Annotated in this window: 20 protein-coding genes; 15 read left to right on the forward strand and 5 right to left on the reverse strand. The window is 62.2% G+C overall.

Annotation, left to right across the window (positions count from 1 at the left end; translation table 11 throughout):
- Positions 1–4 precede the first annotated feature (4 nt).
- A complete protein-coding gene (locus HY896_11035) occupies positions 5–1,360 on the forward strand; it encodes a sigma-54-dependent Fis family transcriptional regulator (GenBank protein ID MBI5576883.1) in 1,356 nt (451 codons plus the stop codon).
- Between the two features lie 4 nt (positions 1,361–1,364).
- Here HY896_11035 and HY896_11040 read toward each other — a convergent pair whose 3' ends face one another.
- The gene (locus HY896_11040; protein MBI5576884.1) at positions 1,365–1,853 is read right to left on the reverse strand and encodes a YbaK/EbsC family protein; all 489 of its coding nucleotides are present in this window, start codon (positions 1,851–1,853) and stop codon (positions 1,365–1,367) included.
- 123 nt (positions 1,854–1,976) lie between these two features.
- Between HY896_11040 and HY896_11045 the strand changes: the two genes are divergently transcribed.
- The 12 genes from HY896_11045 (at position 1,977) to HY896_11100 (ending at position 18,397) form a co-directional block, all read left to right on the forward strand.
- On the forward strand, positions 1,977–2,780 hold the full coding sequence (locus HY896_11045; protein ID MBI5576885.1) for an epoxyqueuosine reductase: 804 nt from the start codon (positions 1,977–1,979) through the stop codon (positions 2,778–2,780).
- Positions 2,773–4,503, forward strand: coding sequence for a sigma 54-interacting transcriptional regulator (locus HY896_11050; protein ID MBI5576886.1), 1,731 nt, complete (start codon positions 2,773–2,775; stop codon positions 4,501–4,503). The genes HY896_11045 and HY896_11050 overlap by 8 nt, the downstream gene beginning before the upstream one ends.
- Positions 4,504–4,830: 327 nt before the next feature.
- Positions 4,831–5,277, forward strand: a complete 447-nt coding sequence (locus HY896_11055; GenBank protein MBI5576887.1) for a MaoC family dehydratase — start codon at positions 4,831–4,833, stop codon at positions 5,275–5,277.
- Positions 5,278–5,348: 71 nt separating this feature from the next.
- Positions 5,349–6,557: an ABC transporter substrate-binding protein gene (locus tag HY896_11060; protein MBI5576888.1), complete on the forward strand. Its 1,209-nt coding sequence runs from the start codon at positions 5,349–5,351 to the stop codon at positions 6,555–6,557.
- Positions 6,558–6,646: 89 nt separating this feature from the next.
- The gene (locus HY896_11065; protein ID MBI5576889.1) at positions 6,647–8,578 is read left to right on the forward strand and encodes an ABC transporter permease; all 1,932 of its coding nucleotides are present in this window, start codon (positions 6,647–6,649) and stop codon (positions 8,576–8,578) included.
- On the forward strand, positions 8,548–9,306 hold the full coding sequence (locus HY896_11070) for an ABC transporter ATP-binding protein (GenBank protein ID MBI5576890.1): 759 nt from the start codon (positions 8,548–8,550) through the stop codon (positions 9,304–9,306). Before HY896_11065 ends, HY896_11070 begins: the two co-directional genes overlap by 31 nt.
- Positions 9,307–9,308: 2 nt before the next feature.
- The gene (locus tag HY896_11075; GenBank protein ID MBI5576891.1) at positions 9,309–10,016 is read left to right on the forward strand and encodes an ABC transporter ATP-binding protein; all 708 of its coding nucleotides are present in this window, start codon (positions 9,309–9,311) and stop codon (positions 10,014–10,016) included.
- Positions 10,006–11,292, forward strand: a complete 1,287-nt coding sequence (locus HY896_11080) for a CoA transferase (protein MBI5576892.1) — start codon at positions 10,006–10,008, stop codon at positions 11,290–11,292. Before HY896_11075 ends, HY896_11080 begins: the two co-directional genes overlap by 11 nt.
- Positions 11,289–12,608 (forward strand): CoA transferase, encoded by a 1,320-nt coding sequence (locus HY896_11085; protein MBI5576893.1) that lies wholly within the window; start codon positions 11,289–11,291, stop codon positions 12,606–12,608. The genes HY896_11080 and HY896_11085 overlap by 4 nt, the downstream gene beginning before the upstream one ends.
- A gap of 274 nt (positions 12,609–12,882) precedes the next feature.
- Positions 12,883–14,880: a cation:proton antiporter gene (locus HY896_11090; GenBank protein MBI5576894.1), complete on the forward strand. Its 1,998-nt coding sequence runs from the start codon at positions 12,883–12,885 to the stop codon at positions 14,878–14,880.
- Positions 14,881–14,969: 89 nt separating this feature from the next.
- Positions 14,970–16,034, forward strand: a complete 1,065-nt coding sequence (locus HY896_11095; GenBank protein MBI5576895.1) for a hypothetical protein — start codon at positions 14,970–14,972, stop codon at positions 16,032–16,034.
- Positions 16,031–18,397 (forward strand): penicillin acylase family protein, encoded by a 2,367-nt coding sequence (locus tag HY896_11100; GenBank protein MBI5576896.1) that lies wholly within the window; start codon positions 16,031–16,033, stop codon positions 18,395–18,397. The genes HY896_11095 and HY896_11100 overlap by 4 nt, the downstream gene beginning before the upstream one ends.
- A 51-nt stretch (positions 18,398–18,448) precedes the next feature.
- Here HY896_11100 and HY896_11105 read toward each other — a convergent pair whose 3' ends face one another.
- Genes HY896_11105 through HY896_11115 form a run of 3 tightly spaced genes read right to left on the reverse strand, consistent with a single transcriptional unit; the run spans position 18,449 to position 21,972 of the window.
- A complete protein-coding gene (locus HY896_11105; GenBank protein MBI5576897.1) occupies positions 18,449–18,691 on the reverse strand; it encodes a hypothetical protein in 243 nt (80 codons plus the stop codon).
- A 27-nt stretch (positions 18,692–18,718) separates the two neighbouring features.
- The gene (locus tag HY896_11110) at positions 18,719–19,924 is read right to left on the reverse strand and encodes an HD domain-containing protein (GenBank protein ID MBI5576898.1); all 1,206 of its coding nucleotides are present in this window, start codon (positions 19,922–19,924) and stop codon (positions 18,719–18,721) included.
- Positions 19,921–21,972, reverse strand: a complete 2,052-nt coding sequence (locus tag HY896_11115; GenBank protein ID MBI5576899.1) for a HEAT repeat domain-containing protein — start codon at positions 21,970–21,972, stop codon at positions 19,921–19,923. The genes HY896_11110 and HY896_11115 overlap by 4 nt, the downstream gene beginning before the upstream one ends.
- A gap of 187 nt (positions 21,973–22,159) precedes the next feature.
- Here HY896_11115 and HY896_11120 point away from each other — a divergent pair, with 187 nt between their 5' ends.
- Entirely contained in the window at positions 22,160–22,963 is an 804-nt protein-coding gene (locus HY896_11120; protein ID MBI5576900.1) for a hemerythrin domain-containing protein, read from the forward strand.
- Positions 22,960–23,436 (forward strand): 4Fe-4S ferredoxin, encoded by a 477-nt coding sequence (locus tag HY896_11125; GenBank protein ID MBI5576901.1) that lies wholly within the window; start codon positions 22,960–22,962, stop codon positions 23,434–23,436. The genes HY896_11120 and HY896_11125 overlap by 4 nt, the downstream gene beginning before the upstream one ends.
- A 14-nt stretch (positions 23,437–23,450) precedes the next feature.
- Here the strand turns inward: HY896_11125 and HY896_11130 are convergent, their stop codons facing one another.
- Positions 23,451–26,486 (reverse strand): CHAT domain-containing protein, encoded by a 3,036-nt coding sequence (locus tag HY896_11130; protein ID MBI5576902.1) that lies wholly within the window; start codon positions 26,484–26,486, stop codon positions 23,451–23,453.
- Positions 26,487–26,587: the final 101 nt, after the last annotated feature.

Genomic DNA, 26,587 nt, shown 5'->3' on the forward strand with positions numbered 1-26,587 from the left:
GCCGTTGAGCGGAAAAATCCTGATCGCCGAAGACGACCGAAACCTTCGCCGCGTGCTGCGGGCGATGCTGGTGCGGGAAGGATACGACGTCGCGGAGGCGGCAGACGGCGAAGCCGCCGCCGCGTGGCTTGCCGGCCACTCCGCGGACGCGCTGGTGTCCGACATCCGGATGCCGAAGATGGACGGACTGGCCCTCTTCCGGCATTGCCTGGAACGGCACCCTTCCCTTCCCGTGATCCTGGTCACCGCCTACGGGACGATCGGGGACGCGGTGAACGCGATCCGCGCCGGGGCCTTCGACTACATCACCAAGCCGTTCGACGAGGCGGAATTATTGCGCATCGTCGGAAACGCCGTCCGTACCGCGGCCGCCGACGAGGGGGCGGCCGGCGTCGGCGAATCGGCGGAGGAGTGGTTCGGCATGGTGGGACGCTCCCCGGTGTGGCTCGAGGTCCGCAAGGTGATCGAGAAGGCGGCCACCTCACCCTTCCCCGTCCTTATCACGGGTGAGACGGGGACGGGAAAGGAGCTGGTCGCGCGGGCCATCCACCGGATCAGCGGGCGCAGGGACGGTCCGTTCATAAAGGTCAACGGTGCGGCGATCCCGCCGACGCTGTGGGAGGCGGAAGTCTTCGGCTACGAGAAGGGGGCCTTCACGGGCGCGGCGTACTCGAAGCCCGGACGGTTCGAACTGGCCGACGGAGGAACGTTCTTCCTCGACGAGGTCGGCGAGGTGCCGCTGCCCATGCAGGGGAAGCTCCTGAGGGTGCTCCAGGACCGGGAATTCGAGCGTGTCGGCGGGGTGAAGACTCTCACGGCGGACGCGCGGCTCATCTGCGCTTCCAACAGGGACCTGAAAAAGAGGATGGAGGCGGGCAAGTTCAGGGAGGACCTTTTTTACCGTATAAACGGAATACCGGTGCAACTCCCTCCCCTGCGGATGCGGCGGGAGGACCTGCGCCCCCTGGCGGAATATTTTCTGCAGAGAACCGGGGCAGAAATGGGGCTCGGACGCAAAAAGCTCACTGCCGAATCGGAGGAGATCCTCGAACGCTACCCTTGGCCGGGCAACATCCGGGAACTGGAGAACGCCGTCGGAAGGGCCGTCGCCCTGTCGGAGGGAGAAGAGATAACCCCGCCCGATCTCTGCCTTGCGTTGGCCGATCTCGAGGGAGAGAATGCCTCTCCGGAGGAAGTGCGCTTCCACGAGTCCGTCCGCGAGCACAAGCGCGCCATTATCAGGCGCGCGATCCGCAGCGCAGGAGGCAACAAGACGAAAGCCGCGGAAACCCTGGGCCTTACGCCCACCTACCTGTCGCGATTGATCAGGCTCCTCGATGTGGAATCGAAGGAAGCCTGAAACCTTATTGCGCGTCTTCGGCCCTGGCGAGGTCCTTTTCTACCGCGGAGGCGAGGGAAAGCAGCTCGTCGGGAGTCGTGGCGAACATGTTGTTCGTTTCCCCCGCGGCGGGGTAGATCGACGCGAAACGGCGCAGCGAGAGATCCTGGTAGAGGGGAATTCCGGCGGGAAGAGCCACCGGCGATACGGCCCCCACCTTGAAACCGGTGTGCGTCGTCACGTCCTCGGGGCCCGCGAGACGGACCCTGCGACCTCCGCGCAGCGCCTTTACCTTTTTGAAATCCACGCGCCTGTCGCCTGAAATCACGACGACCACGGGCGATTCGTCGACCATGAGAAGGATCGTCTTCGCTATCTGTCCGACTTCCACGCCGAGCGATTGCGCCGCCAGCCCGGAATTGTGCGTCGATTCGTCGAAGGTGCGGATCTCCTTCGAAAGCCCACGGGCCTCGAAGAACGCCCTTATCTCGTTCGCCCCGCGCGCTTCGATCAAGGATTCCGCCTCCCGAACGGGTGCACCCGGAAATTCGGGTTTTTCGGCATCATGCTGCTAAAATAGCATAACCCGCAATGATGAATTGCGGGTTCATCTACAGGCGGGGGAGGAGGAGCGGGGATGATCCACGTATTCGATGTGGCGTTCATCGCAGGGACTCACGGGGCGCCTGTATGCGGGGCCGTCCCTGTGAAGGCGTTGCCTGAAAGGGCGGAGGAGATCGAGGGCATTCTTCCCGGCGCGCGGTCGGTGGTCGTTCTCGCCGCCCCGCACTCGCGCAGCGCCATCGGGTCGCGGAACGCGCAGGTCGCCCAGTACGACACGATACACGCTTACAATGAGACGGCAAGGGCGGCGCACACCGTGGCTTTGTGGCTGGAAAGAAAGGGCCACAGGGCGGTCGCGGTGCCCGCCTTCATCCCGATCGACATGTCGCCGCCGAAATACGGGATGCGTGGGGCGGTGGACTGGCGTGGCGCCGCAGTGGCCGCGGGGATCGGCAGTTACGGAGAGAACGGCCTGCTGGTCACAGGGGAGTTCGGTCCGGCGGTCCGCCTCGGCGGCGTGGTGACCGATGCGGATATTTCGGAAGGGAAGCCGCTTTCGGAACCGTTGTGCACGCACTGCATGCGTTGCGTCGAGGCTTGCCCGGCGGGTGCGCTCACCGGAAACGGAGCGATCGACAAACGGAAGTGCGGGGACTTGATCTTCTCGGGCGGATACCGGGCATGGCGGGATTACCTTGTCGGCCTCATCGAGGCGACCCCGGAAAAACGGAAGGAGATGACCGCGAGCCGGATTTCCCTCGACCTATGGCAGAACTTCATGACGGGAAACTACTATTACTGCTTCGCCTGCCAGGCGGCGTGCCCTGTTGGGAAGCGCGTAAATGACGATGCCGTCGTCATGAATGCCGATGCCTGAGAGCGGCGGGGAATTTCTCGGAGTAATCCTCGACTCCCTTTCCAGCGGGGTCCTCGCGATCGACCGGGCCGCCAGGATCATCGCCTTCAACGACGCCGCCGCGCGGATCCTGGGAGTGCCCAGGGAGAAGGCGCTGGGGAAGGACCTGCTTTCGATCGTCCCCAATTCCGGGCTGGTCAACGTCCTGCGGACCGGGGTGCCGGAAGTGGGGCGCCCGCAGGCGATCGGGCACAGGACGGTCATGACGAACCGGTCCCCCATCTTCCGGAACGGCTCGCTGGCGGGAGCCGTTTCGATATTCCAGGACATCACGGAGACGGAAAAGATCTCCCGGGAGCTCGACTCCACGAAAGTGCTCGTTCACACACTGGAGGAGGTCCTTGCGGGGGCGGGCGAATGGATGGTGGTCGTGGACGCTTCGGGCGTTATCACGATGATCAGCGAGGCGTACGCGGAATTCAACGGCGTCAGCGTCGCCGGGGCCATCGGGAAGCACGTGACGGAGGTCATCGAGAACACGCGGATGCACGTGGTGGCGCGGTCCGGTTCGGCCGAGATGGGGGAAACGCAGACGATCCGCGGCCGGGACGTCATCGTGAACCGCATCCCGCTGAAGGACGGCGACCGCGTCGTCGGGGCTTACGGACGGGTAGTCTTCAAGGACGTGGAGCAGCTCAGGCAGCTTGCGGGGAAGCTGAACATCCTCGAGTCGAAGGTGAAGTACTACGAGGAGGAGCTGACGCACCTGCGGGGGGCGAAGTACACCTTCGAGAGCATCGTCGGCAAGGGGCCTTCCATAGCGGCGGCGAAGGAAGAGGCGCGCCGGGCCTCCCGCACCGATTCGACGGTCCTTCTGCGGGGCGAGACCGGCACGGGGAAAGAGTTGTTCGCACACGCGATCCACGCGGCGGGGCAGCGGAGGAGCGGGCCGTTCATCAAGCTTAACTGCGCCGCCGTCCCTGCGGAGCTGCTGGAATCCGAGCTTTTCGGTTACGAGGAAGGGGCGTTCACCGGGGCGAGGAAAGGAGGGAAGGCCGGGAAGTTCGAGCTGGCCCAAGGTGGGACGCTGTTCCTGGATGAGATCGGCGACATGCCGATGCCGATGCAGGCAAAGCTGTTGCGCGTACTCCAGGAAAGGGAGGTGGAGCGCGTCGGAGGGACTTCCTCGCGGGATGTAGACATACGGATCATCGCGGCGACGGGCCGGCACCTCGAAGAGCTGGTGGGAGAGGGGGTGTTCCGAACCGACCTCTATTACCGGATCAACGTGATCCCCGTACACATTCCGCCGTTGCGCGACCGGAGAGAAGACATCCCGGAGCTCGCGGAGCATTTCCTTGCCAAAATTTCTTCGGACTCCGGCGAGCCCGGAAGGCGCCTTTCCGCGGAGGTGCTTGAAATCCTTTGCTCCTATTCATGGCCGGGAAACATACGTGAACTGCAGAACGTCCTCGAGCGGGCCGTCGCGATGTCCCGCGGAAACCTGCTCCTCCCCGAACACCTGCCGCCGCACCTGCTTCGGGCCGTTCCTGACGCGGGGAGGGCGGCACTTTCAGGGACGCTTGCCTCCGCCAAGGCCGAGACGGAGCGTAAGGCGATCCTGGCCGCGCTCAAGGCAACCGGCGGTAACAAGACGAAGGCCGCAGTCCTTCTCGGGATCCATCGAGTCAAATTGTATGAAAAAATGAAGCGCCACGGCATCCCCCCCTCCCTGGAACACTGACTCCCGTTAATTGGGATATATTGTGTAACTATTTAGTTATATGTTCTGTTTTAGGTACACATTCCTCTTCCCGCAAATAAACGAATGTTTTCCGATGGAGGAGTTGAAAGGCTGTGAAAAATGTAATGCTAATGGTACACTTATATCCTCTTGCGGTTGGTTGACAAAAAAATTGAAGGAGTAGAAAAACACTTTATTTATCGGTTATATACAATGCAACTTTTTTGGTCGCCGCCATGTGGCATCTGCATTGCAGCACGTTGTTTTACACGTTGATATTTTGTGGAACGACATTTATAACGACATTTATGCGGAGCGTCATGCACCTTGTATAAAGTCGGGGACTCGGCGGAATTCACGAAGGTCTTCAGCGAGGAGGACGTCTTTCTCTTCGCCGGGATCACCGGAGACCGCAACCCGGTCCACATTTCGAAGGAGTTCGCCGCCTCCACCCGGTTCAAGGAAAGGATAGTTCACGGCATCCTGACCGCGGGGTTGATATCGGCCGTGATAGGGACGAAACTTCCCGGCCCCGGCTGCATTTACCTGTTCCAGTCGCTCACCTTCCTTGCCCCGGTGAAAATCGGTGACGAGATCACCGCGCGGGCGGAAATAATGGAAGTGATCTCGGAGAAGCGGCTGCGGATCCGGACGCAATGCTTCAACCAGAGTAAGGAAATGGTGCTCGACGGCGAGGCGGTGGTCGTCCCGCCGAGGCCGCCCCGGAGCGAAGACAAGGATGTCCGCGCGAAATCGGAAGGGCTCGTAACCTGACCGGCTTTCATGGCTCATACGGCAGCGGGAATCATCCTGTAGAAAACGGAAAAAAAGAAGGAGGGGAGAAGATGAAGAAGGCATTCGGAATCGGATTGCTGGTGTCGTTGTTCGCCGTCTCGTCGTTCGCCGCGGACACGATCAAGCTGGGGGGGATGCTCCCCTTGTCGGGAAGAGCGGCCGACCTCGGGATTACCTGCAAGCAGGGGGCGGAACTCGCGGTCAAGGAGATAAACGCGAAAGGCGGGGTTCTCGGGAAGAATCTCGAGCTCCTGATGGCCGACTCCAAGGCAAACGTCCAGGAGCTTGTTTCCCTGTCCAAGCGCTACATCCAGAAAGACCAGGTGAACTTCCTCTTCGGCGTGGTGAGTTCCGCGGGGGCGCTTGCCGTGGGCGAAGTGGCGAAGGCGGAGAAGGTGATCTTCATGGACACGGTGGCATCCACGGACACCCTTACCAAGGAGAAGTGGAACAGGTACACGTTCCGGGCGGGAACCTGCAATTCGCAGGAAGCCAACTCCCTGGCCATGTACGCGGCCAGGAACAAGAAGCTCATGAAGTTCTACAACATCGGCCCGGACTACGAATACGGCCGGACGATGTGGGAGCTGTTCAAGGCGCGGACGAAGCAGATGAACCCTAATGCCCAATTCATCGGCGAACAGTGGCCGAAACTCTTCATCCCCGACTACACCTCATACATCAATGCTATCCTCCAGGCCAAGCCTGACGCCGTTTTCTGCACCCTGTGGGGCGGCGACCTCGTGGCGTTCATCAAGCAGGCGAAGCCGTACGGCCTTTTCGACAAGATGAAGTGGATAATCGCCACGGGCGGGGACATCACCGTCTCGAAGGCGCTGGGCAAGGACATGCCCGCCGGGTTGATCGTCGATCAGCGGTACTATTTCCACTGGCCGGCCACCAAACGCAACCAGGAATTCGTGAAGGCGTACCTCGCGGCCTACAAGGATTATCCGAGCGCCTGGGCGGCCGAAGGGTATGACGGCGTATACTTCCTCGCCGAAGCGATCAGGAAAGCCGGATCCCTGAACACGGACAAGGTCATCGCGGCCCTCGAAGGCCTGGCTCTCGACCTGCCGCGCGGCAAGGCGACGCTGCGGAAAGAGGACCACCAGCTCTCCAGCGATTTCATGGTCGGCGAGACTGTGTTCGACAAGTCGTATCCGTTCGCGATCGTCGGCAAGGCGGAAGTGTTCCCCGCCGCGAAGGTGCTCTATTCGATCGACGAGTGGAAGAAGGCGCAGGCGGGAAACAAGTAACGGGCATGCTGCCGCAAACGGGGCCTGCCGCATGGGCAGGCCCCCGTGCGGCGGCCGGGCCGGAATAACATCAACAGGCTGCGGAGAACATGGATCTTTCATTCCTGATCGTTCAGCTGTTGAGCGCACTGCGGCAGGCCGCGTTCCTTTTCCTGATTTCGTCGGGCCTTACGCTGGTGTTCGGGGTGCTGAACATCCTCAATTTCGCCCACGGCGCCCTCTACATGCTGGGCGCCTACTTCATGTACTGGATCACGCTGCAGATCGTCGGGCCCGCGGGGTTTCTCCTTGCGTTCATCGCAGCGCCGATCGGCGTAGCCCTCATCGCCGCGGCGATCGAAACCGGGCTGCTGAGGCGCATCTACTTCCAGGAGGAGATCTACCAGCTTCTCCTCACCTATGCGCTGGTCCTCATCATCGACGACCTGGCCAAGCTGGTCTTCGGGCCGGAGTTCAAGTCGATCGCCAAGCCCGAAGCCCTGTCCGGCTCCGTGGAGCTCTTCGGCGGGACGGTGCCTGTGTACACCCTGCTCGTCGTCGTTCTCGCCCCGGCCGTCGCTCTTCTGCTCTGGTATCTGCTGTATCGCACCAGGACCGGAAAAGTCGTCCGCGCGACTTCCTCGGACAGGGAAATGGCCGATGCCCTCGGGATAAACATGTCGGCCCTGTTCACGCTCGTCTTCGCCTTCGGAGCCATACTGGCGGGGGTCGGCGGAGCGCTGGCCGGGCCGGTGCGCACCGTTTTTCCCGGGGTCGGGACCGAAGTCATCATAGAGTCGTTCGTAGTCGTGGTTATCGGGGGGCTTGGGAACCTGTGGGGTGCGCTCGTCGGATCCGTACTTATCGGCGCCCTCGAAACGATAGGGATCATCGTCTTCCCGGAATTCGAGATGGCCCTGATCTACCTGTTGATGGTGGCCGTCCTCGTGGTGCGGCCGTGGGGGCTTTTCGGACGTCCGCTGAAGGTGAAGGCGCTTTCCGAAAAGAACCTCGCCATGGAGTCGCAGGAGATCTCGCCGGTTCACTTCGCCGTCCACCCGGCGGTGCGGTGGGCGCCGTTGTTCCTGCTTCTCTTCGTTCCCATGGTCGCGGGCCGGTTCTACCAGTACCTGACGACGCAGATCATGGTGGCGTCGCTGATGGCCGTCGCCTTCAACCTCCTGCTGGGGACGACGGGGCTGCTTTCGTTCGGACAGGCGGCGTTCTACGGCGTGGGGGCCTACGCCGTCGGGCTTTTCATCACCAAGGCGGGATTCGGCACGCTGACAGCGCTGGCGATGTCTCCGCTGGTCGGTGCGGCGGTGGCCGGCGTCATAGGTTTCTTCTGCGTGAGACTCTCGGGAGTCCACTTTGCGATGCTCACGCTTGCGTTCGGCCAGCTTATCTACGCGGTCGTATTCAAATGGTACGGATTCACCGGCGGGGACAACGGCATACAGGGGATCCCGGTGAACCCTATCAAGCTGCCGGGCCTTGCCGAGATCGACATCGGCTCGACGCAGGCCATGTACTACTTCGTCCTTGCCGTCGTGGCGGTTTCCGTGGAGATCCTCCGGCGCATCCGCTCTTCTCCCTTCGGGGCGACGCTGAAAAGCATTAGGGAGAACGGGCAGCGGGCATCCTACATCGGGGTGAACATAAAGCTGTATCAATGGACGGCGTTCGTCATAGCCGGCGCGTTCACGGGGCTTGCGGGCGGACTCTACGCGCTGATGGAAAAGTCGATCTCCCCCGAAATAATCAACTGGACTAAATCGGCGGAGCCGGTGCTGATGACCATCATCGGGGGAATCTACACCTTCGTGGGCCCGGCGGTGGGCGCGGTCGTCTACATCATCCTCAATTCCTACCTCGTCGCATGGACCGAGAAATGGGCGCTGGTGCTCGGGCTGGTATTGCTGGCGCTTGTGCTGCTTCTCCCCGGCGGCGTGGTGGGGTTCGTGAACGAAAAGAGCCGGCAGTTCCTCGGAAGGGCACGGTGTCTGCGCAAATGGTCATTCTCGAAGTCCGCAACGTCGTAAAGTCGTTCGGAGGGCTTCGGGCGCTCCAGGACGTCACCCTTTCCGTGAAGAAAGGGGAGATCCGTGCGGTCATCGGCCCGAACGGGGCGGGCAAATCCACGCTCTTCAACGTGATGACCGGGCTGCTTTCGCCCGACTCCGGCAGCGTGGTGTTCGACGGGGAGGGGATCACCGGGATGCCGCCGCACCGGATCATCCGCAAGGGAGTCGGCCGCTCCTTCCAGATCACGAACATCTTTCCCCGGATGTCCGTATTCGAAAACGTCCAGGTCGCTCTCTTTTCCCATCTCGGCAAAAGCAGGAACCCGATGCGGATGGCCCGGAGCTTCACCGGCGTGGGAGAAGAGGCGCTTGCGATCCTCGACCAGGTGGGGCTCGCTGACAAGTTCGACATGTCGGCGTCGGTCCTCTCGCACGGGGACCAGAAGCGGCTGGAGATCGCCATCTCGCTGGCGTCCCATCCGAAGCTGCTCATGCTCGACGAGCCGACGGCGGGGATGTCGCGGTTCGAGAGCCGGGAGACGGTCGCGCTTCTCCGGAAGATCTCGCGTGAGCAGGGCCTGACGCTCGTCTTCACCGAGCACGACATGGACATCGTCTTCGGCATCTCGGAAAAGATCATGGTTCTCCAGCAGGGGTCCGTCATCGCCGACGGGACGCCCGCGGAGATCAAGGCGAACCCCGAAGTGCGGAAGGCGTACCTCGGGGAGGAGATAGCGGAGAGCTGACCATGGGATTTCTGGACCTTAAAACCATCAACACCTACTACGGACGCAGCCACATCCTGTTCGACGTATCCCTTTCCATCGAAAAGGGAGAGGTGGTGAGCCTCATCGGACGCAACGGCGCCGGGAAGAGCACCACGTTCCGCTCGATCATCGGGCTCACGCCCCCGCAGACGGGAGAGGTGATTTTCAAGGGAGAGCGCATCTCCGGGATGCGCGCGTTCCGCATATGCCGGAAAGGCGTCGGTTTCGTGCCGGAGGACAGGAGGTGCTTTCCGGACCTTACGGTGCGGGAAAACCTCGAGGTGGCGGCCCGCCGGGAGAAGGAGACCGCCTCCCCCTGGACCGTCGACCGTATCTATGCTTTCTTCCCGCGCCTGCTGGAGCGGGAGAAAAATCTCGGTTCCCAGCTTTCCGGCGGAGAGCAGCAGATGCTCACGATCGCGCGGACGCTCATGACCAACCCGGAAGTGCTTCTCCTCGACGAGCCGTCGGAAGGGTTGGCCCCCCTGATCGTATCGATGCTCGCCGACATGATCCTCCGCATCCGGAACGAGGGCGTCACTGTGCTCCTCGCCGAACAGAACCTCCACTTCTGCGCGAAGGTTTCGGACCGCGGATACGTGATCGACAAGGGCTCGGTGAAGTACGAAGGGGCGATGTCCGACCTTCTGTCCAACGAGGAGGTCAAGGAGAAGTATCTTGCCGTTTGAGTCCGGCCTCTCCCCGGCGGCGATCGCCGGCAAGCCGGAGGCGCTCGCGGGAATACGGGTCATCGAGCTCGCCACCCGGATCTTCGGGCCCGCCACATCCGACTACCTCGGAGAGTTCGGCGCCGAAGTTATCAAGGTGGAGCTGCCTCTTCGGGGCGACCTCATGAGATACGTCGCGCCCCAGGGGTTCTTCTGGAAAGAGGTCTCGCCCGCCTTTCTCCCCTTGAACCGGAACAAATTCCACGTGGCGATCGACGTCCGGCTCCCGGAAGGGAAGGAGCTGTTCGCGCGGCTTGCCGAAAAGTCGGACGTGATCGTGGAGAACCTGCGGGCCGGGACGATGGATGAATGGGGGATCGGCTACCGGCAGCTTTCGGAGCGCAACAAGGGGTTGATCTACGCCGCGAACTCGGGGTTCGGGCAATGGGGGCCGTATTCACAAGGCCGCGCGTCCTACGACGCCACGGCGCAGGCCGTCTCGGGATTCTCCGCGATCACGGGTTTCCCGGATCATCCGCCGCTCAAGGCGGGTTTCTGGGTCGGCGATTACACCGCCGCCCTTTTCTCCGCGATCTCCATCCTTGCCGCGCTCGAAGCCAGGCGGCGCACCGGCGCGGGGCAGTTGATCGACATTTCGCAGGCCGAGGCGATGATCCGCACCCTGGACTGGACGTGGCCTTACGCGTGCCTCACCGGCCGGGACAGGAGGCGCGCGGGGAACCAGGACGTCACGCTTCCTCCCTCGGGGATCTACCGGTGCGCCGACGGGTTCGCGGCGATCTCGGCGCGGGACGAACGAGAGCGCGAGGCGCTGCGCAGGGTTCTCTCCGTCGGATCCGGAGAAGAATTGACGCAGGAAAAGGTCGCCTTCTTCGCCGCGGGCAAGTCCCGCTCGGAAATCCTTCGCACATCGGAAGAAGCCGGGTTTTCCGCCGCACCGGTCGTCGGGGGGCGCGAACAGTACCATGATCCGCATCTCCGCGCCCGGGGAACGGTGTGGGAACTCGACGACCCCCTGTACGGGCGGATCGACGAATTCGGTCCGGGGCCGAAACTGTCCGAAAGTCCCGGCAGGATGAAGTGGACCGCCAAGCCGGTCGGATATCACAACGAGCAGGTGCTCGAAGGGCTGCTCGGATTGTCCGGGGAGGAGATGGAGGTTCTTTCGCGGAAAAAGGCCATCGGGAAATGGGCCGACGTTCCCGGGGCGAGGCCGCCTCTGCCCGTGCGGGAAACCGCGCCCGATGATCCGCCCGGTAAGACGGAGCCGCAATGACGGATTTCAGCCGGTGGGCCAATGAAGCCACGGATCCCGGGAAGGCCGCGGATAAACCCGAAGCGCTATCCGGCATGCGCGTTCTCGAATATTGCCCCGGCCATTTCGGCGGCATGGTTGCATCGTCCGTTCTTGGCGAGTTCGGCGCCGACGTGATCAAGCTCGAGCCGCCGGCAGGAGACCCGGCAAGGGGATATGCTCCTGAGGGGATCTCGATCGGGGAAACGGGCCTGCTGTTTCTGTCCGAAGCCCGCAACCGGCGATTCGCGACGCTGTCCCTCGAAAGCGAAGAGGGGCGGGAGATCTTCAGGCGTCTCGCGAAGGGCGCAGACGTGATCGTGACTACGGAATACGCCCGCATGTGCGAAAAGGGAATCGGTTATGCCTCTCTCTCTTCGGATAATCCGGGCCTGATCTTCCTCTCCCTTTCGCTTTACGGCTCGTTCGGGCCCGATGCGAATCGCAAAGTGAAGGATTCCGACATCCTGTGCCAGGCGCTCTCAGGGGCGCCGCACATCGTGGGCGAGCCGGAAATCGACGGAACCGGACCGCCCGAGCCTCACCAGGCGCCGACGAGGCTCGGCAACTGGCACGGCTGGTTCGTCCAGGGGCTGTGGGGCGCTTTCGGGGTAATGGCCGCGCTGAATTTCCGTGCGGGGACGGGAAAAGGGCAGTTCGTGGACGTTTCGGGCGCGGAAGCGTTGATGAAGTTCACCGACTACAACATCACGTGGATGCACACCGCGGGGCAGGCGCGCCAAAGGGTCGGCAATTTCGATCCGGCGGTGTTCCCCTACACCTATATCCGTTGCAAGGACGGCCACACGTTCATGGCGGCGTACAACGACGAGGCTTTCGACTCTCTCATGAATATCGTGGGACGGCCGGAACTGGCGAAGGATCCCCGGTTCGCATCACCTTCCGCCAGGGTGCGGATGGAGAACGAGAAGGCGCTCCTTTCCATCCTGGAAGAGTGGTCGGAAAACCTGACCGCCGACGAGATCCTGCGGGCGGTGGAAGATTACACCTCGAAAAAGAGCGGCCCGGGAGCGGCGGTCGTGACCGGGCGCGTAAACAGGCCGCTGGAAACACTTTCGGAGTCGAACTGGTGGGAGAGAGGGTGCTTCGCCCGGGTCGACGATCCCGTATACGGGGACCTGCTCCTTGCCGCACCCCCGTGGAAGATGAGCGGGACCCCAGCCCGGATCAAATCCGTCTGCCGCCCCGCCGGATCGGACAACAGGGAGATCTATTGCGGGCTCCTCGGTTTTTCCCGGGACGAGGTCGACGGGCTCTCCGGGCGGGGAATCATCTGATAAATCACGCCGGTTGGTATTGTCCAACACCGTAACGCCTTGCCGTAACGATTCCACGCGGGAATAGAAAATCCCCCGGGGCGGAGGTGGGAGTCCCAGGGGATTCTCAGCCGCCCGCGAAACCGTTGGAGGGGAGGTGCGGGCGGATACGCCTTCCCGGGGTGGGAAGGCCTCAATTTCTTTATTTCCTCGGCCTTACCGTACTTATCGTCCGCATTGTCGAAAAACTTTACGGAAATGGTAGACTCATTTTTCAAACCCAATGGAGGGTTTTTTGGATTTTCCCGCCATCCTGCGAGACCTTGCCGTCGTCATGGCGATCGCCACGGCTGTCGCGCTTCTGTTCAGCAAGCTTCGACTTTCCGTAATCCCGGCCTTCCTCGTGGCCGGCGTGATCCTTGGGCCGACCGGCGCGGGGCTGGTTTCCGAAAGAGGCATGGTTGACGCCCTGGCGGAGATCGGCGTGGCGCTTTTCCTTTTCACGGTGGGCCTCGACATATCAGTTTCCACTTTGGGAAAGATGAGGCGGCAGGTGCTGTGGGCGGGAGGAGCGCAGGTTTTCGCCACCATACTTCTGTCGCTGGTCATCATGATGATTTTCGGATCGCGTGCTCCGGAAGCGATGTTCGTGGGATTCGTCGTTTCCCTGTCCAGCACGGCAATCGTCCTGAAGGTGTACGCCGACCGTATGGAAACCGACACCACCCAGGGGAGGCTCTCCTTCGGTATCCTCCTCTTCCAGGACATGGCGGCGATTCCTATGATGCTGCTCATCCCCACGCTCCACCAGTGGGAAACGGCTTCGGCTTCGGAGGTTTTTGTCACATTGGTGAAGGCGGCCGCCGGCGTGACCGGGCTCCTCCTGCTGGCGCGGTTCCTTATTCCCCGGTTATTAAAGGAGATCATCCGGATGAACAGCCGGGAGATCCTGGCGATGACGGTCCTCCTCGTGGTCCTCGGGACGGCCTATCTCGCCCACCGGTTCGGACTCTCCCTCGGGATGGGTGCATTTCTCGCAGGGATGGTGATTTCGGAATCGGACTACGTCCACGAGATCGCGGCGCAGATCCTGCCGTTCCGGGACGTCTTCAACGGAATTTTCTTCATTTCGGTCGGTATGCTCCTGCACCTTCCCTTCCTCTTCGACAACCTCCTGATCGTCGCCGCCATGGTTGTTTGCGTCGCGGCCGTAAAGGCCGCCTCCGCCGGGTGGACGGTCCATGCGCTCGGATACCCGTGGCGGGTGGCGGTGATCACGGGCATCGGGTTGTTGCAGATCGGGGAACTCTCCTTCCTTCTGCTTTCCCAGGGGTACCGTGAACGGCTCGTGGATGCGACTCAATACCAGTACCTGCTGTCAGTCACCATCCTGACGATGATGGCGACGCCATTCCTGATGAACGCGGCTCCGGCGATATCGAAGTGGTGGGGAAAAACGGTGATGCGCGGGAAAGAGTTCCAGGAAACGGACGAAGAAGCGGCCATCCGGAAAAACGGCCTTGAAAACCACGTTATCATAGCAGGCTACGGGATGAACGGAAGGAACCTGGCGCGTGTACTCAAGGCCACGCGGCTTCCGTACGCGGTCGTCGACCTTAACGACGCGCAGGTCCGCGAAGGGAGGGAGCGGGGAGAGCCGATGTTCTACGGCGACGTACACCGGCCGGAGATCCTGGACCGGCTCGGGATCGCCAAGGCGAGGATCCTGGTGCTGGCCATTTCCGATCCGATGGCGACCCGCAGGGCGGTAGCCATCGCGAAAAGAAGCAACCCGGGGATATTCATACTCGTGCGAACGAGACTGGTGGCCGACGTCGACGATCTGATCGCCCTTGGCGCCAACGCCGTGATCCCCGAAGAGTTCGAAACCTCGGTTGAGATCTTCGCGCGGGTCCTCGCCGAATACCACGTGCCCGACCACGTGATCCGGCAGCAGGAGGGGCTGATACGCAGCGGCACCTACAAGATTCTCCGCGAGCGGGGCCCTGCCAGCAGCAGCTCCGTCCTTGCGGAATTCGAGGAGTTCCTCAGGCGGAAAGTCATCGAGATCTACTTCATCTCGCAAGGGTCCGGCTGGGAAGGGAGCAAGGTGGAGGACGTCCCCGTGGGTAAGGATTCGGGGATCGTTCTTCTGGCGATCCTGCGGGGAGAGCGGGCTCTCATCCAGCCGTCCCCTTCGGAGCGTCTTGCGGCAGGTGACAAGCTTGTCCTCTTCGGCGGGCACGCTCCGCTGGCCGCCGCGCTCTCGGCCTTTGCGCGCCCTCCAAGCTGAGCGAGCCCCAGCCCGCAGTTCCAGCCTCAGCCGAAGAATGGTAATATCGACCTGTAAACACCCAACATCATGCGGTGGAGGATTTCCCGATGAGTCCTGGCCACGCCGATTTCGCGGGTTACGAGCGGGCGCTCCGGCGGTATTTCCGGATTTCCGCCGCCGAGCGGAAGACGAAAGACCGTGAGAAGATCCTGAAGGTCCTGGGCGTCGATAACCCGCAGGAGTTCCTCGGGATGCACATCCCGTTGTGGGAAGCCAAGATCGACGAGCTGCTCGATCCCTCGAGCACGGACATGCTTCCCATAAGCATTTCCCATTCCTACGTGAACTGGGTCCGCGGGGCGATCCGCATGATGCCCGGCTCCGCCCGCGTGAAGATATTCAGCTCCAAGCTCAAGGACACGGGACTGAAGAAAGCGATCCTGCAGCTCCTGTCCCGCATGGGAAAGAACGCGGCGCGGGATATCGAAGTCGTCGACGTGGAACTGGTCGAAAAGGTGCACAAGGACACGCTGTTCACCATAAAGGACGGCGCCGGGAAAAAATACCGGATCTACCTCTCCCGCTTCGGCTGCGTCGGGGAATACGTGTACGCGGGGCTGCCCGGGCTTGTAGGTTTGCCCGCCCTTCCCGTGGTGTACCATTTGAGCCCCCAGGGCGAGGAGGTTCTCCTGAAGCCGAAGGAGGAAGGGATCAACATCTACCTGGACGAAAACATCCCCCCTTCCCGGATACTGAAGGAGAGCGACTGGTGGGTGGAGGGCGCCGCGCGGCAGGACGCGCTGGGAGACTGCGTCGGGACCGCGCTTCGGTACGGCCACTACGTTGCCGATCCCGGGAAGCAGGTCGTGATGATCGACAACATCGAGCTGTTCCATCTCGAAGAGGAAGACGTCCGCATCTTCGAGCCGATCCACGAGTTCCTTCCGAAAAGGGCGTACCCCGAAGACGGCGCGAAGCGGACCGCGCTCCAGAACCGCATGCAGAAGGCGTACGATCAGGCCTACAACGACCAGATGAGGATCATCGCCGGGGAATGGAGCGAGATCGAGCGCTACCTGATCGAGATGCGCCGCCACGTCCGGACATACACCGGGGAGGTCTTCGAGACCGTACTTGCGAAGATAAAGGCGCGGGTGTTCGCGCAAAGATGAATCGCGTTACGGCGCTGTCGCTTGCCGCCGCGGTTTTCCTTTGCTCATGTTCCTCCTTCTTCCAGGGCAGCGTCCCGCAGCGTGACGGCGCCCTGGCCGTTCCGGGGCTCTCCGCTCCCGTGGAAATCGTCCGGGACAGGTACGGCATCCCCCATATCACGGCGCGGAACGACCGCGACCTCTACTTCGCGCAGGGGTTCGTCCACGCGCAGGACCGGCTCTTCCAGATGGATACGGAGCGGCGGCTTGCGCGCGGGGAGCTGGCCGAAATATTCGGAGAAAAGGCCCTGCCCGCCGACCGGCTCTTCCGGCACCTCGGGTTCGGCGCGAGGGCTTCCGCCCTTTTCGCCTCCTGGCCGGCGAAGACGCAGGAGATCGTCCGTGCGTACTGCGAGGGGGTCAACGCTTCCATGGCCGCCGTCCGCGCCTGGCCCGTGGAGTTCCGCATCCTCGGAACCGCCCCCCGGCGGTTCTCTCCCGAAGACGTGGCTGCCGGAATCCTTCTCAAGTCGTTCGGGCTTGCGCAGTGGGCCGAAGAGGCATCCTTGTACAAAATGTCCCTCCGGCTTCCCCCGGCGAAGTTCGAGGAACTCCTTCCCCGGGTACCCGGCGACTCCCCGGTGATGGAGACTTCATTCGGACCTGCGGCCGCCATGCGGCCGGAGCCGCCGGAGATTCTCCCGGAGGGGCTGGCCTCCCTCCGCGAGACGCTTGGGGAGATTCCCCGCTGCGGCGGGTCGAACGCCTGGGCCGTCTCGGGGAGAAAGAGCGCCACCGGCAGCCCGATCCTCGCCGGCGATCCCCACTTGATGCTCCCCTGCCCTTCCCTCTGGTACGAGGTGCATCTCGCGGCTCCGGGCGTGGACGTCTACGGAGTGTCGTTCCCCGGCGCCCCCGGCGTGGTGATCGGGCACAATCCGAAGATCGCCTGGGGCTTCACCAACGCGATGCTGGACGACGCCGATTTCTTCGTGGAGAAGGTGGACGGAGAAAGCGTGATGTACCGGAAGAAGTGGGTGGCCATTGCGCGCCGCGTGGAGAAGATACGGATAAAGGACGGGAAGGAGGAGATCGTCACCGTGCGGGAGACTCCGCACGGGCCGATCCTTTCCCCGATATTGCCGGGGATCTCGGCCGCACTTTCGTTCCGTTGGATCGGGTACGACGGCGGGGACCTGGTCGGTTCACTGTACGCTTTGAACCGTGCCCGGAACCGGGAAGAATTCCTCGCTGCGGTGTCCGGTTTTCCCCATCCGGCGCAGAACATCGTGTACGCCGATACCGCGGGCAACATCGGCGCGGTGACGGCCGGGAGAATCCCCGTCAGAAAGGGCGGGAGCCGCCTGCTTCCGGTGCCCGGCGACTCGGGCGAATGGGACTGGAAAGGGTACGTGCCGTTTTCGGAAAATCCGAAGACCTGGAACCCTCCTGAAGGGTTCGTCGCCGCGGCCAACTTCCCCCCCGCGGGGAAAAAGTACCGGCATTACCTCTCCCGCCTCTACGAGCCTCCCGACCGCGGAAAGCGGATCGAGGGATTGCTTCGGTCGAAGGAGAAGTTCACGCCGGAGGCGTTCGAACGTATGCAGAGCGACGTCCTCCTGCCGGAGGCGGCGGACGTGGTGGCGCTGGCGATCCAGGTCGCCAAAAAACGTGAGGCCGAGTCTCCCGCCTTCCGCGAAGCAGCGATGATCCTCTCCGAATGGGACCTCGCGGCCGGCACCGACAGCAGGGGCGCGCTGCTTTATGAAGTATTCTACGAGAAGCTCGTCGAAAGCGTATTCCGGGGAGGACTGGGGGCGGATCTTTACGAGGACTTTTCCCGTTCCTCGCGCCTGGCATGGAACGCGATGGACCGGGTGATCGAGCGGGGAGATTCCGCTTTTCTCGAAAATACGGCCGCTTCAAGGAAGGATTCCCTCGAAGACGCAGTGGCGCGAGCCCTTCTGTCGGCGATGAATTTCCTTAAAGAGAAGCTCGGCGGCGCCCGGTCTACGTGGATGTGGGGCCGCCTGCACCGGGTCACCTTCGAACACCCGTTCGGAAAATCGAAGTATCTCGAACGCTGGTTCAATATCGGTCCGCTGCCTGTTCCGGGCGACGGAAGGACCGTCTTCAAGCAGGAATTCCGCCGGGGGACGGATTTCTCGGTAGTGGTCGGTCCCTCCATGCGACAGGTGGTACCGCTCGGTTTCCGGGCGTCGGCCCGGTCGGTAGTCACCACCGGCGCCTCGGGCCATTTCTTCGAGCGCCACTACAGGGACCAGAATCCCCTGTGGCTGGCGGGAAAGACCCACCCGGCCTGGACGGACAGGGGGGAGATCGACGCGAATGCCGAGGCGCGCCTCATGCTCACGCCGAAGTAAAGTTCGGACTGCCTCGAATCCAATACCATGCCGGGAAATGTGGGTTAACCCTTAATCGTCCCGGCGGCGGGAGCGGGAAAGGAACCAGCGCTCGACAAGATAGAAGATGACCGGAAGGGCGACGATAACGCCGATGATTTTCAGGCCGAGGCGGACGGTCCGCGATGCGATCCCTGCTGCTCCGGCGGCCATTTCCGGGATGGAAGCGCCGAGAAAGAGCGCGGCCGCGATTCCGGCGACGAGGGCGGCGGCAAGGAGCAGCCGGGAACCGGGGCGCCTGGTCCGTGTTTGCAACCTGCGAGGCCCTTCCGGCATTTCGGATCAATTCACCGGTGCGGGAGACGATGACGGGACAGCGCTTTCATCCGCGGTTCGGGTCAGGCCTTCGGTCGGGTCTTCGGAACTTTCCGCCAGCACGAGGGATTCAATGAAATTGTCGAACAGGGCCGGCTCGAACTCCTTCCCTCTCCCGTCCCTCATGATCTCCATGGCCGTTTCTACGTCCAGGCTCCGCCGATACGGCCGGTTCGTGCGCAGCGCGTCGTAGACGTCCGCAATCTGGGTCATGTAGGAGGCGATGTTCAGGGGACCTCCGTAGGATATTTTCGGATACCCGGTGAAATTATACTTTACGTGGTGCTCGAAACAGACGATCATCGGCAGTTCCGATCCGCAGTCGATCTTCCTCAGCAGAGCGGCGCCGGTGACGGGGTGCTCGGCGATCCGCTGGAATTCCTCGGGGCTGATCTTGCCGGGTTTCTGAAGGATTTCCAGCGGGATCATCTCCTTCCCCACGTCGTGCAGCATGGCCGCGAGCCCCAACTCGTGTATCGTGCCGTCGGGGACTCCGATGCGCATCGCCTGGGCCAGGACCATCGCGCATACGTTGAGCGAATGCGTCACGGTGTAATCGTCGTGGGATTGAAGGCGCAATAGCCGCGAGATGAGGAAATCGTCCTGGTGAAGCCCCTTCATCACATTCGCCACGATCTCCCTTCCGTCCTTGAGTGAAGCGCTTCCCTTTCCCTTGGTGAGGGAGGACAGGACGTCTTTCAGGACATTCGTCGCGCCGTAGAGGATATGGTTACGCGGCAACGTGTAAGCGAGCCCCGACATACCCGCCGCATCTTCGAATGTCTGTATGGTACCGTAGGAGATGCATTCCCACTTGCGGTCCCCGGGTTGTTCGGCGGCGTCGGCGAGAAACAGGATGAACTGCTTGAGTTCTCCGTAGGTCAGGCCGTCCCGGATGGATATCTTCTCGATTCCCCTGTCGCGAAGCTCGCGAAGCAGTTTTCGCGGGAACATCTTGTCCATGTCGAGGTAGGGGGTATTACCGATGATGAATTGGTCGCCCAGTACGCCGATATGCAACGTCCCGAGCGCGGCCGTCGTCCGCAGGATCCGTGCGTGCAGCCGGGACAACGGGGCCTGGAACCGGTTATGGTGATCGGGATAGATGCGCGCGGCCTGGAGACACTGCCCCAGGTTCAGGATCACCTGGAAGAGGTATTCCTTATCGATCATCCGGTGGCTCCCTGGCTGGACTTGAGCTGCCTGCAGTAATCGCGCACGGCGGTCCGCATCGAACGGCTCCCGCGGTGTATGTAGGACAGCGCCTCCGTTCCGCCGATCATGAAAAGGGCGTTGGCGGCCGCGATCCGGACGGTATCGTCCTCCGAGGACGAAAAAAGGTTTCCGTCGAGAAGAATCTTCCCGATCTGCGGCACCGCTTCGGGGACGTTCAGTTTTCCGAGCGCGACGATCGCCTCGCGCCGCACCCGGCGGTCCGCATGCCTGGTGGCCCCCAGCAAACCCGGCACGGCCTGGCGGTCGCGCATCTCCCCCATGATGTAGCAGATGTTGCGGACGAAGAACCACTTGGAATGGGACAGCCTGTCCCGTAAAAACGGCATCGCCGCCGGTCCGATCGCAACGGCGATCTTGAGCAGCATGCGGCGCCGCGATTGGCTGGGTTCGCCAAGGAGGCGGTCGAGCACCGGAAGCGTCGTCATCCACCCGAACCTGGAAAGTATGGAGAAGATGGCGCCGGACGGGTCCGGCGTATGGGGGCCGGAGAGCTGAAAGTCGATGAGGTGTCCGAAGTCCGTTTTCTGGATGATTTCCTGGATCGCCCTGTTCCTTCCCGCGTCGACCTGTCTGGATATGTCATCCAGGCCGAAGAGAACGTCCCGCAGCAGATGGATTTCGTTGCGCGAGAGGAGATTCGGAACGATCATCCGGAACTCGCGGAGAAGGTCGGTATACACTTCTTCCTCTTCCGCCGTCTTCAGGATGTCCAGCAGGATGAGGACGGTTTTCCGGTATCGCTCTTCGGGCGAGAGGGTGGCAAGGAGTAGGGAGTCGGGGGAAAACAGCGGCGTCCTCGCGCCGTTTTTGAAATCGTCCGACGAAATGCGCTCGAGGAAACGCGCATGGTCCTTCGCGACGTACTTGTCGTCGGACCGGGAGAGCAGCAATTGCTCGACGGTTTCCCACGTCTTGAGCGAATAGTAGTCCCGCGATTTTATGCTCTCCTTGAGCCTGCCTGACAGTGCGGGCATCAGCGAATCGGACGCGTCACGTTTTACCGCCAGTGTCTCGAAAATCTTCCGGAAGCGCCCCGTGCTTTTTTGCTCCAGCGAGAGGACTGTTCCCATAAGATCCAGGAATTCCTCGCCGGTGCAGTCGTCGGTCAGCGATCGGGCGATGAAAAGGCCGAGCGGGTCTTCGGCTATTTTCCTCGCGTCCCCGGCGGATTCGATCCCGGCTTCCAGGAACGTGACGATCTCTTTTCTTCGGTCCTCCGGAAGATCGCGCAGGACGCCGCCAAGGCGGGTGAACAGGCGTCGAAGCACTTCGGCGGAGATCCCTTGGGCCGTGTTCGCCGCAGGGCGACCCGGCCGGGAGTTCCCGGCGCGTTCGGACGAATCGGCACGCTCGATGATGAGCGATATCAACTCGGGGAAGTTGACGATTTCCTCGATGACTTTCCGTTCCGCATCCTCGTCGTCGGCGAAATTCGACGTAAGAAGAGATTTCAAAAGGAAGTCTTCCCGCCCGGGATCCTTTACCTTGGCACCGTCGCATGCGACGGTTTGCCGGGAAAGCAACTCCTTGTAATTGTATGGGTTGATGGAAATTCCGTTCACGCCGGACCGTTGGAGATGTTTCTCGAACGGTTCGCCCGGTTTCTCCCCGCTGTTCCGGTGGAGGAATTCGAAGAAGATGATGAGCTCGGAAACAGGAACCTGCGGTCCGAAAGAGATGGTCGCGACGCCGAGCAGGTAAAGATGCTCGGTCAGGCTGCGGACCAGTTTGTTCCCTTTTCCGTAAAACTCGTTCAGATAAAGGAATTTCTCCCGGACTACCCCCAGGAGCAGCCGGTTGCCCTCCGCCTCCGCCAGCCAGGATGACAGGGCGGTATGAAACTCCGTGATCCGGTCCGCCGTTGTGGGATGCCCGGTGCCGTACAGAACGGCCCAGTACTTGGTTCTTGCCGCCGACAGCAGCAGATTTTCGATTGCCGGACTTATGCATCCCCCCGCCGGCATGGCACCCGCATTTCCGGACACGGTTTCTTCCTTCACCCCCGGAAATCATTTCGGTTTTTCAGCGCACTTTCTTTAACGGGACACGCGTATCAACCAATTGACCCGGCTGGGAAATTTACGCGACCCCTGATATTCCGGGCGAATTGACCTTCATCAAGGACCCGGATCGCCGCCTCCGCGATAATGGCGCGAAAAGGAGGGAGAGCCGATGGGAACCAGCCTGCAAACGCCGATCAAGGAATTGATCGGAAGATATCCGAAGGTGGGAAATATCCTGGACGAGTACGGCATAGGATGCGTCCCCTGCAGCGTGGGGACATGTGCACTGGGCGACATCCTTGAGATACACAACCTGTCCCCCGAGAACGAGGAAATCCTGATGATAAGGATTGCGGCCGTCGTTTCGCCCGGGAAGCCGATCGAACGTCCGGCGAGAAAGCGCGGATCCGATGCGCGGCAAGGGAAAATCGCATATTCCCCGCCGATGAAACTCCTGGTGGACGAGCACGTGCTGATCAAGAAATTCATCGGCCTTGTACCGGCGCTGGTCGAAGCGACGGACATCGCATCGGAAAGCGGACGGGAGCGGATAATCGCATGCGTCGACTTCATCCGTTCCTACGCGGACAGGTTCCACCATGCCAAGGAGGAGGACATCCTCTTCGCACGTTTCGACCAGGGGCTGGACATACTCAAGGTCATGCACGAGGACCACAGGAGAGGCAGGGCCTGCGTCCGCGAGGTATTCGAAGCGTTGGAACGCGGGGATGGCGAAAAGGTCGCCGATGGATTTCATCGCTATTCGGAGGTGCTGACCGAGCACATCAAGAAGGAAGACGGGATCCTGTACCCGTGGATGGATCGCATCCTTTCCACGCGGGAGGTGGGGGAGTTGTACTCCAGGTTCCGCGAGGTGGACGCGAATTTCGAGGAAAGCGGGAAACGATACGAGTCGTTCGTCATCGATCTGGAAAACACATTGGGCGCAAGAAGCGCGGAGGTGGCAAGATGAGCGGATTTCAAGGATGTCCCGGTTCACGCACGTTCGAGTTCGGGAAGGATGATCAGCAGGAAAGCGCGCCGGCGGGAAGGGTCGCTTCGCAGCTCCGTCAGTGGCCGATCCAGCTCCACCTGGTTTCTCCGGCAGCTCCCTACTTCCAGGGGGCGGACGTGCTGCTGGCTGCGGACTGCGTCCCCTTCGCCATGGGGAATTTCCATGCGGACTACCTGAAAGGGAAGTCGCTCGCGATCGCCTGCCCGAAGCTGGACTCGGACCAGGAAATGTACATCGAGAAGATCAAGGCGCTTTGCGAGGAGGCGAAGATAAACACGCTCACGGTGATCGTCATGCAGGTTCCCTGCTGCCGGGGGCTCCTCGGGATCACTCTGGCGGCGGTCAGGAAAAGCGAGCGGAAAGTTCCCGTGCGGTTGGTGGTCGTGAGCCTGCAGGGAGACGTGCTCCAGGAGGACTGGGCGGAAGCGTAGGCCTGCGGCGGCGGTCAGGGGCCGCGGAAGAGGACGAAAGGCGCCCAGAAGAACGGATGGGCATAAGAGAGGACGTGCCCGGATTCCAGCCGCTCCCGCTTCCGGATCGTCTCGAGTTTGCTCTCACGGAGCGCATGGGCCTTCCTTGAGGGATCGACGCGCACCCCTTCGTGGAACCCCGTGATCAGCTGCGACGTGGAGCGGTCGTAGACGCTCCAGAGGCTCACCACGAGGGACGATGCCCCCGCGTAGATGAAAGCCTGCCCCATCCCGATCAGCCCTTCGCCGTCGCGTATCCTGCCCAGCCCCGCCTCGCAGGCGCTCAGCGTCACCAGGTCGGCGTTGAGGCGGATATTGAAGATCTCGTGGGTTTCGAGAAGGGAACCGTCCTCTTCTCCCGGCCGCGGAGCGAAGACGAGGCCGGAAAACATCGGATCCCTCTCGTCGAGAATTCCGTGCGTCGACAGGATCACCGACCGGTAGCCGCCCGCCTCGGAGAGGAACCGCGCCTTCGTCGCATCCATTCCCAGGTAGACTTTCGTCCCGCCGTCGTATAGGGACGCGACGGCACGTGCCTCCCGTTCCGCGAACGGAAGCCCCGGCATCATGATCCGATGTCCCCTGCGCATCCGCACGCCGCGGCGCTTCCCGTCCGCTCGTTCCGGGGTCGGATTCCCGAAGGCTATCAGCGTTCCCTTCGGCGCGCCGTCCCCCGTTCTGCGCAATCCCGGATCGAGCAGGCTCGCCGATAGCCCGTAGGCGACGGGAGGCAGCGCTTCGACGGCGTATCGGGGCGTTTCGAACCTCCCGAAGACGATTCCTTCGGGCATTGGCCGCGCATCGAGGTCGCGGACGAGCAATTCGAACGGGAGATGATAAAGAGGGCCGTGCGGCACGATGACGATACCGGATGCCCCGCGGACATGCTTTTCCACCGGCGCAAGGAGAAGTCCGTAGAGATCGCGGGCCAGGGCAAGGTCGAACTTCTCAAGATCCTGAATGTTCCCGCCGGTCTTGATCTGCTCGAAGGGACTTCTGAGCGCTTCCACCTTCGCTGCGAGCTCCCGTTTTCCGATCGGGATCGGATGCAGAACCTCGAGACCCTCGCGGGAGACGACGAAGAGAAACGTGCCGCGCTCACCGACAAAGTACTCCAGCAGCCGCACCCCTTCGCCCAGCGTCCTGCTGCGGATCTCCTCCATTTCCAGGGGCCGCGGATTCTTGAGGCGGGCGTAGGCAGGATACTTCCCCTCCAGTTCCCGGAGAAATGCATTCCGCTCCACGAGGAGGCGGTCGAGGTCAGTTTTCATGGCATCGCTTTTTTTCGGGTCGCGCTCACGAAGGAGTTCTCCCGACAGGGAGCGGATTCCGGAACGGATATCTGCCTCCCGGGCGAGAGTTGCCGCATCGACCCCTCCGCGGATAAGGCCGCTCGCCCCCCGGATGAGGTCCAGCATGGTCCTTTCCCGCGCGCGCTCGGAGATATGGAGGGCCAAAGCGCCGTCCTCCCGCCGGCCTCCCTCGCGGTGCATTCGCGCCAGGAGGGAGATAAGCGCATCGTAGGGTCCCTGGCGCCGTTCGAAGAAGGCGATCTTGTGCTCCTCGGACGTCAGGCGGCTCCGTACCGACTCGAGGGCTTCGATCGATGCCATGTATGAATCTTTCGCCTTCGCGAGTTCCCCTCGCCTCTCGAAGATGGCCCCCCGGCCCAGGTGGATCGCCGAAATGTGCTCGAATGCCCGGATCCGTTCGAAAGTCTCGAGCGCTTTCCCGTAGGCATCGAGCGCCTCGGGAAGCTTTCCCCGGGCTTCGTGGATGCGGTGGGCGATCAGCTGCCAGGCCTGCCCCATCCCCTGAAGGTCCCCGGAAGCGTTCCATAAACCGATCGCTTCGCGGAGAGACGCCAACCCCTCCTCATGCCGCCCCAGGAGCGCGAGAGCTATCGCTTTCTGGTGGAGTCCCAGGCCTTGCCATTCCTTCTCCTTCATCTCGGCCGCGAGGGCGATCGCCTCGCCGGCGCGCGCGAGGGATACGGCGAAATCCCGTGAGGCATCCGTCCCGGGAGAAAGTTCGCCGAGTTCCCGATGAATCTGCGCCGACGCGCGCAGGACGTATCCCTGACGCCATCGGTCGCTTGCGGATCGGGCCTCCCGTAGCGCCTCCTCTTCGAGGCTTGCCGCTTCCCGGTACCGTTTTGCCGCGGTCTTCAGGTCCCCGTCCGCAGCCGCGACGGAGGCGAGCCTCGCGGTGCAAAGGCCAAGGTGATTCAGCGCCCGGGCGCGGCAACGGGACCGTTCCTGCGTATCCGGAATTTCGGCGGCAGCCTCCAAGGTGCGCCGGTGGAGGTCCGCGGCCTTTTCGTAATCCCCCATCTGCCGGAAGAAATAGCCCGTGTAATCCCTGCTCTCGGCTATGGCCGAAGGATCATGCCCCTCCCCAGCGTACCGAAGCGCACTCCCGTATGCGTCATAGGCTTCCTCGAAATCGCCCCGGACGACCTGGATATCGCCGATCTGGCGCAATGCCCGGCCTGCTTCCTTCCAGTCCTCGGGAAGCCGGAGGATCTCCAGCGCCTTTCTGTAGAAGGAGAGAGCGCCGGGGTGGTCCTTCCTTCGCTCCCGGACGTCGCCTATGTCGATGAGCGCCGTCCCATGCATCGAACGGTCTCCTCCCCGCTGCGCCAGGTCGAGCGCGCGCTGATGCAATCGTTCGGCCTCCGTGTAGTCGGCCATTTTCCTGTGCGCTCGGCCAAGGTCGTGAAGGACTTTCATCTCCCCCGCATCGTCCCCTATGGAAGTGTAGATCTCGAGTGCGGAGGTTCCGGCGGAAATCACGTCTCCGTAGCGTCCCTGGAGAAAGGCTTCCCTGGCACGTGATGCATGGAGATCCGCTTCCTTTTTTCGTTCGCCGGTTTCCGCAGGCGATGCCTTGTGCCGGTAGATCCGGTCCTGGGGGGATGGGTCTTTCGCGAGAGCGGTGCAGGCGACGGCCAGCGCAAGGAACGCCGCCGCGACGATACGGCGAAAGGTATTGGAAGATGTCTTCGTCAAGGCCGTGCCTATCCCATATTACAGGCGAACCGCATCGGCCGCTATACGCCGATAACACGGTCTGCCCGGCGGAAACCGGCGGGCCGGTGCGGGCGTCGGCT

The sequence above is a fragment of the Deltaproteobacteria bacterium genome, assembly GCA_016218975.1.
Taxonomy (GTDB): domain Bacteria; phylum Desulfobacterota; class Deferrimicrobia; order Deferrimicrobiales; family Deferrimicrobiaceae; genus JAENIX01.

Excerpts from the sequence above, each read along its gene's own strand:
- HY896_11045 (MBI5576885.1), top strand. The coding sequence starts at position 1,977 with ATGATCCACGTATTCGATGTGGCGTTCATCGCAGGGACTCACGGGGCG.
- HY896_11050 (MBI5576886.1), top strand. The coding sequence starts at position 2,773 with ATGCCTGAGAGCGGCGGGGAATTTCTCGGAGTAATCCTCGACTCCCTT.
- HY896_11060 (MBI5576888.1), top strand. The coding sequence starts at position 5,349 with ATGAAGAAGGCATTCGGAATCGGATTGCTGGTGTCGTTGTTCGCCGTC.
- HY896_11065 (MBI5576889.1), top strand. The coding sequence starts at position 6,647 with ATGGATCTTTCATTCCTGATCGTTCAGCTGTTGAGCGCACTGCGGCAG.
- HY896_11070 (MBI5576890.1), top strand. The coding sequence starts at position 8,548 with ATGGTCATTCTCGAAGTCCGCAACGTCGTAAAGTCGTTCGGAGGGCTT.
- HY896_11075 (MBI5576891.1), top strand. The coding sequence starts at position 9,309 with ATGGGATTTCTGGACCTTAAAACCATCAACACCTACTACGGACGCAGC.
- HY896_11085 (MBI5576893.1), top strand. The coding sequence starts at position 11,289 with ATGACGGATTTCAGCCGGTGGGCCAATGAAGCCACGGATCCCGGGAAG.
- HY896_11095 (MBI5576895.1), top strand. The coding sequence starts at position 14,970 with ATGAGTCCTGGCCACGCCGATTTCGCGGGTTACGAGCGGGCGCTCCGG.
- HY896_11100 (MBI5576896.1), top strand. The coding sequence starts at position 16,031 with ATGAATCGCGTTACGGCGCTGTCGCTTGCCGCCGCGGTTTTCCTTTGC.
- HY896_11110 (MBI5576898.1), bottom strand. The coding sequence starts at position 19,924 with ATGATCGATAAGGAATACCTCTTCCAGGTGATCCTGAACCTGGGGCAG.
- HY896_11120 (MBI5576900.1), top strand. The coding sequence starts at position 22,160 with ATGGGAACCAGCCTGCAAACGCCGATCAAGGAATTGATCGGAAGATAT.
- HY896_11125 (MBI5576901.1), top strand. The coding sequence starts at position 22,960 with ATGAGCGGATTTCAAGGATGTCCCGGTTCACGCACGTTCGAGTTCGGG.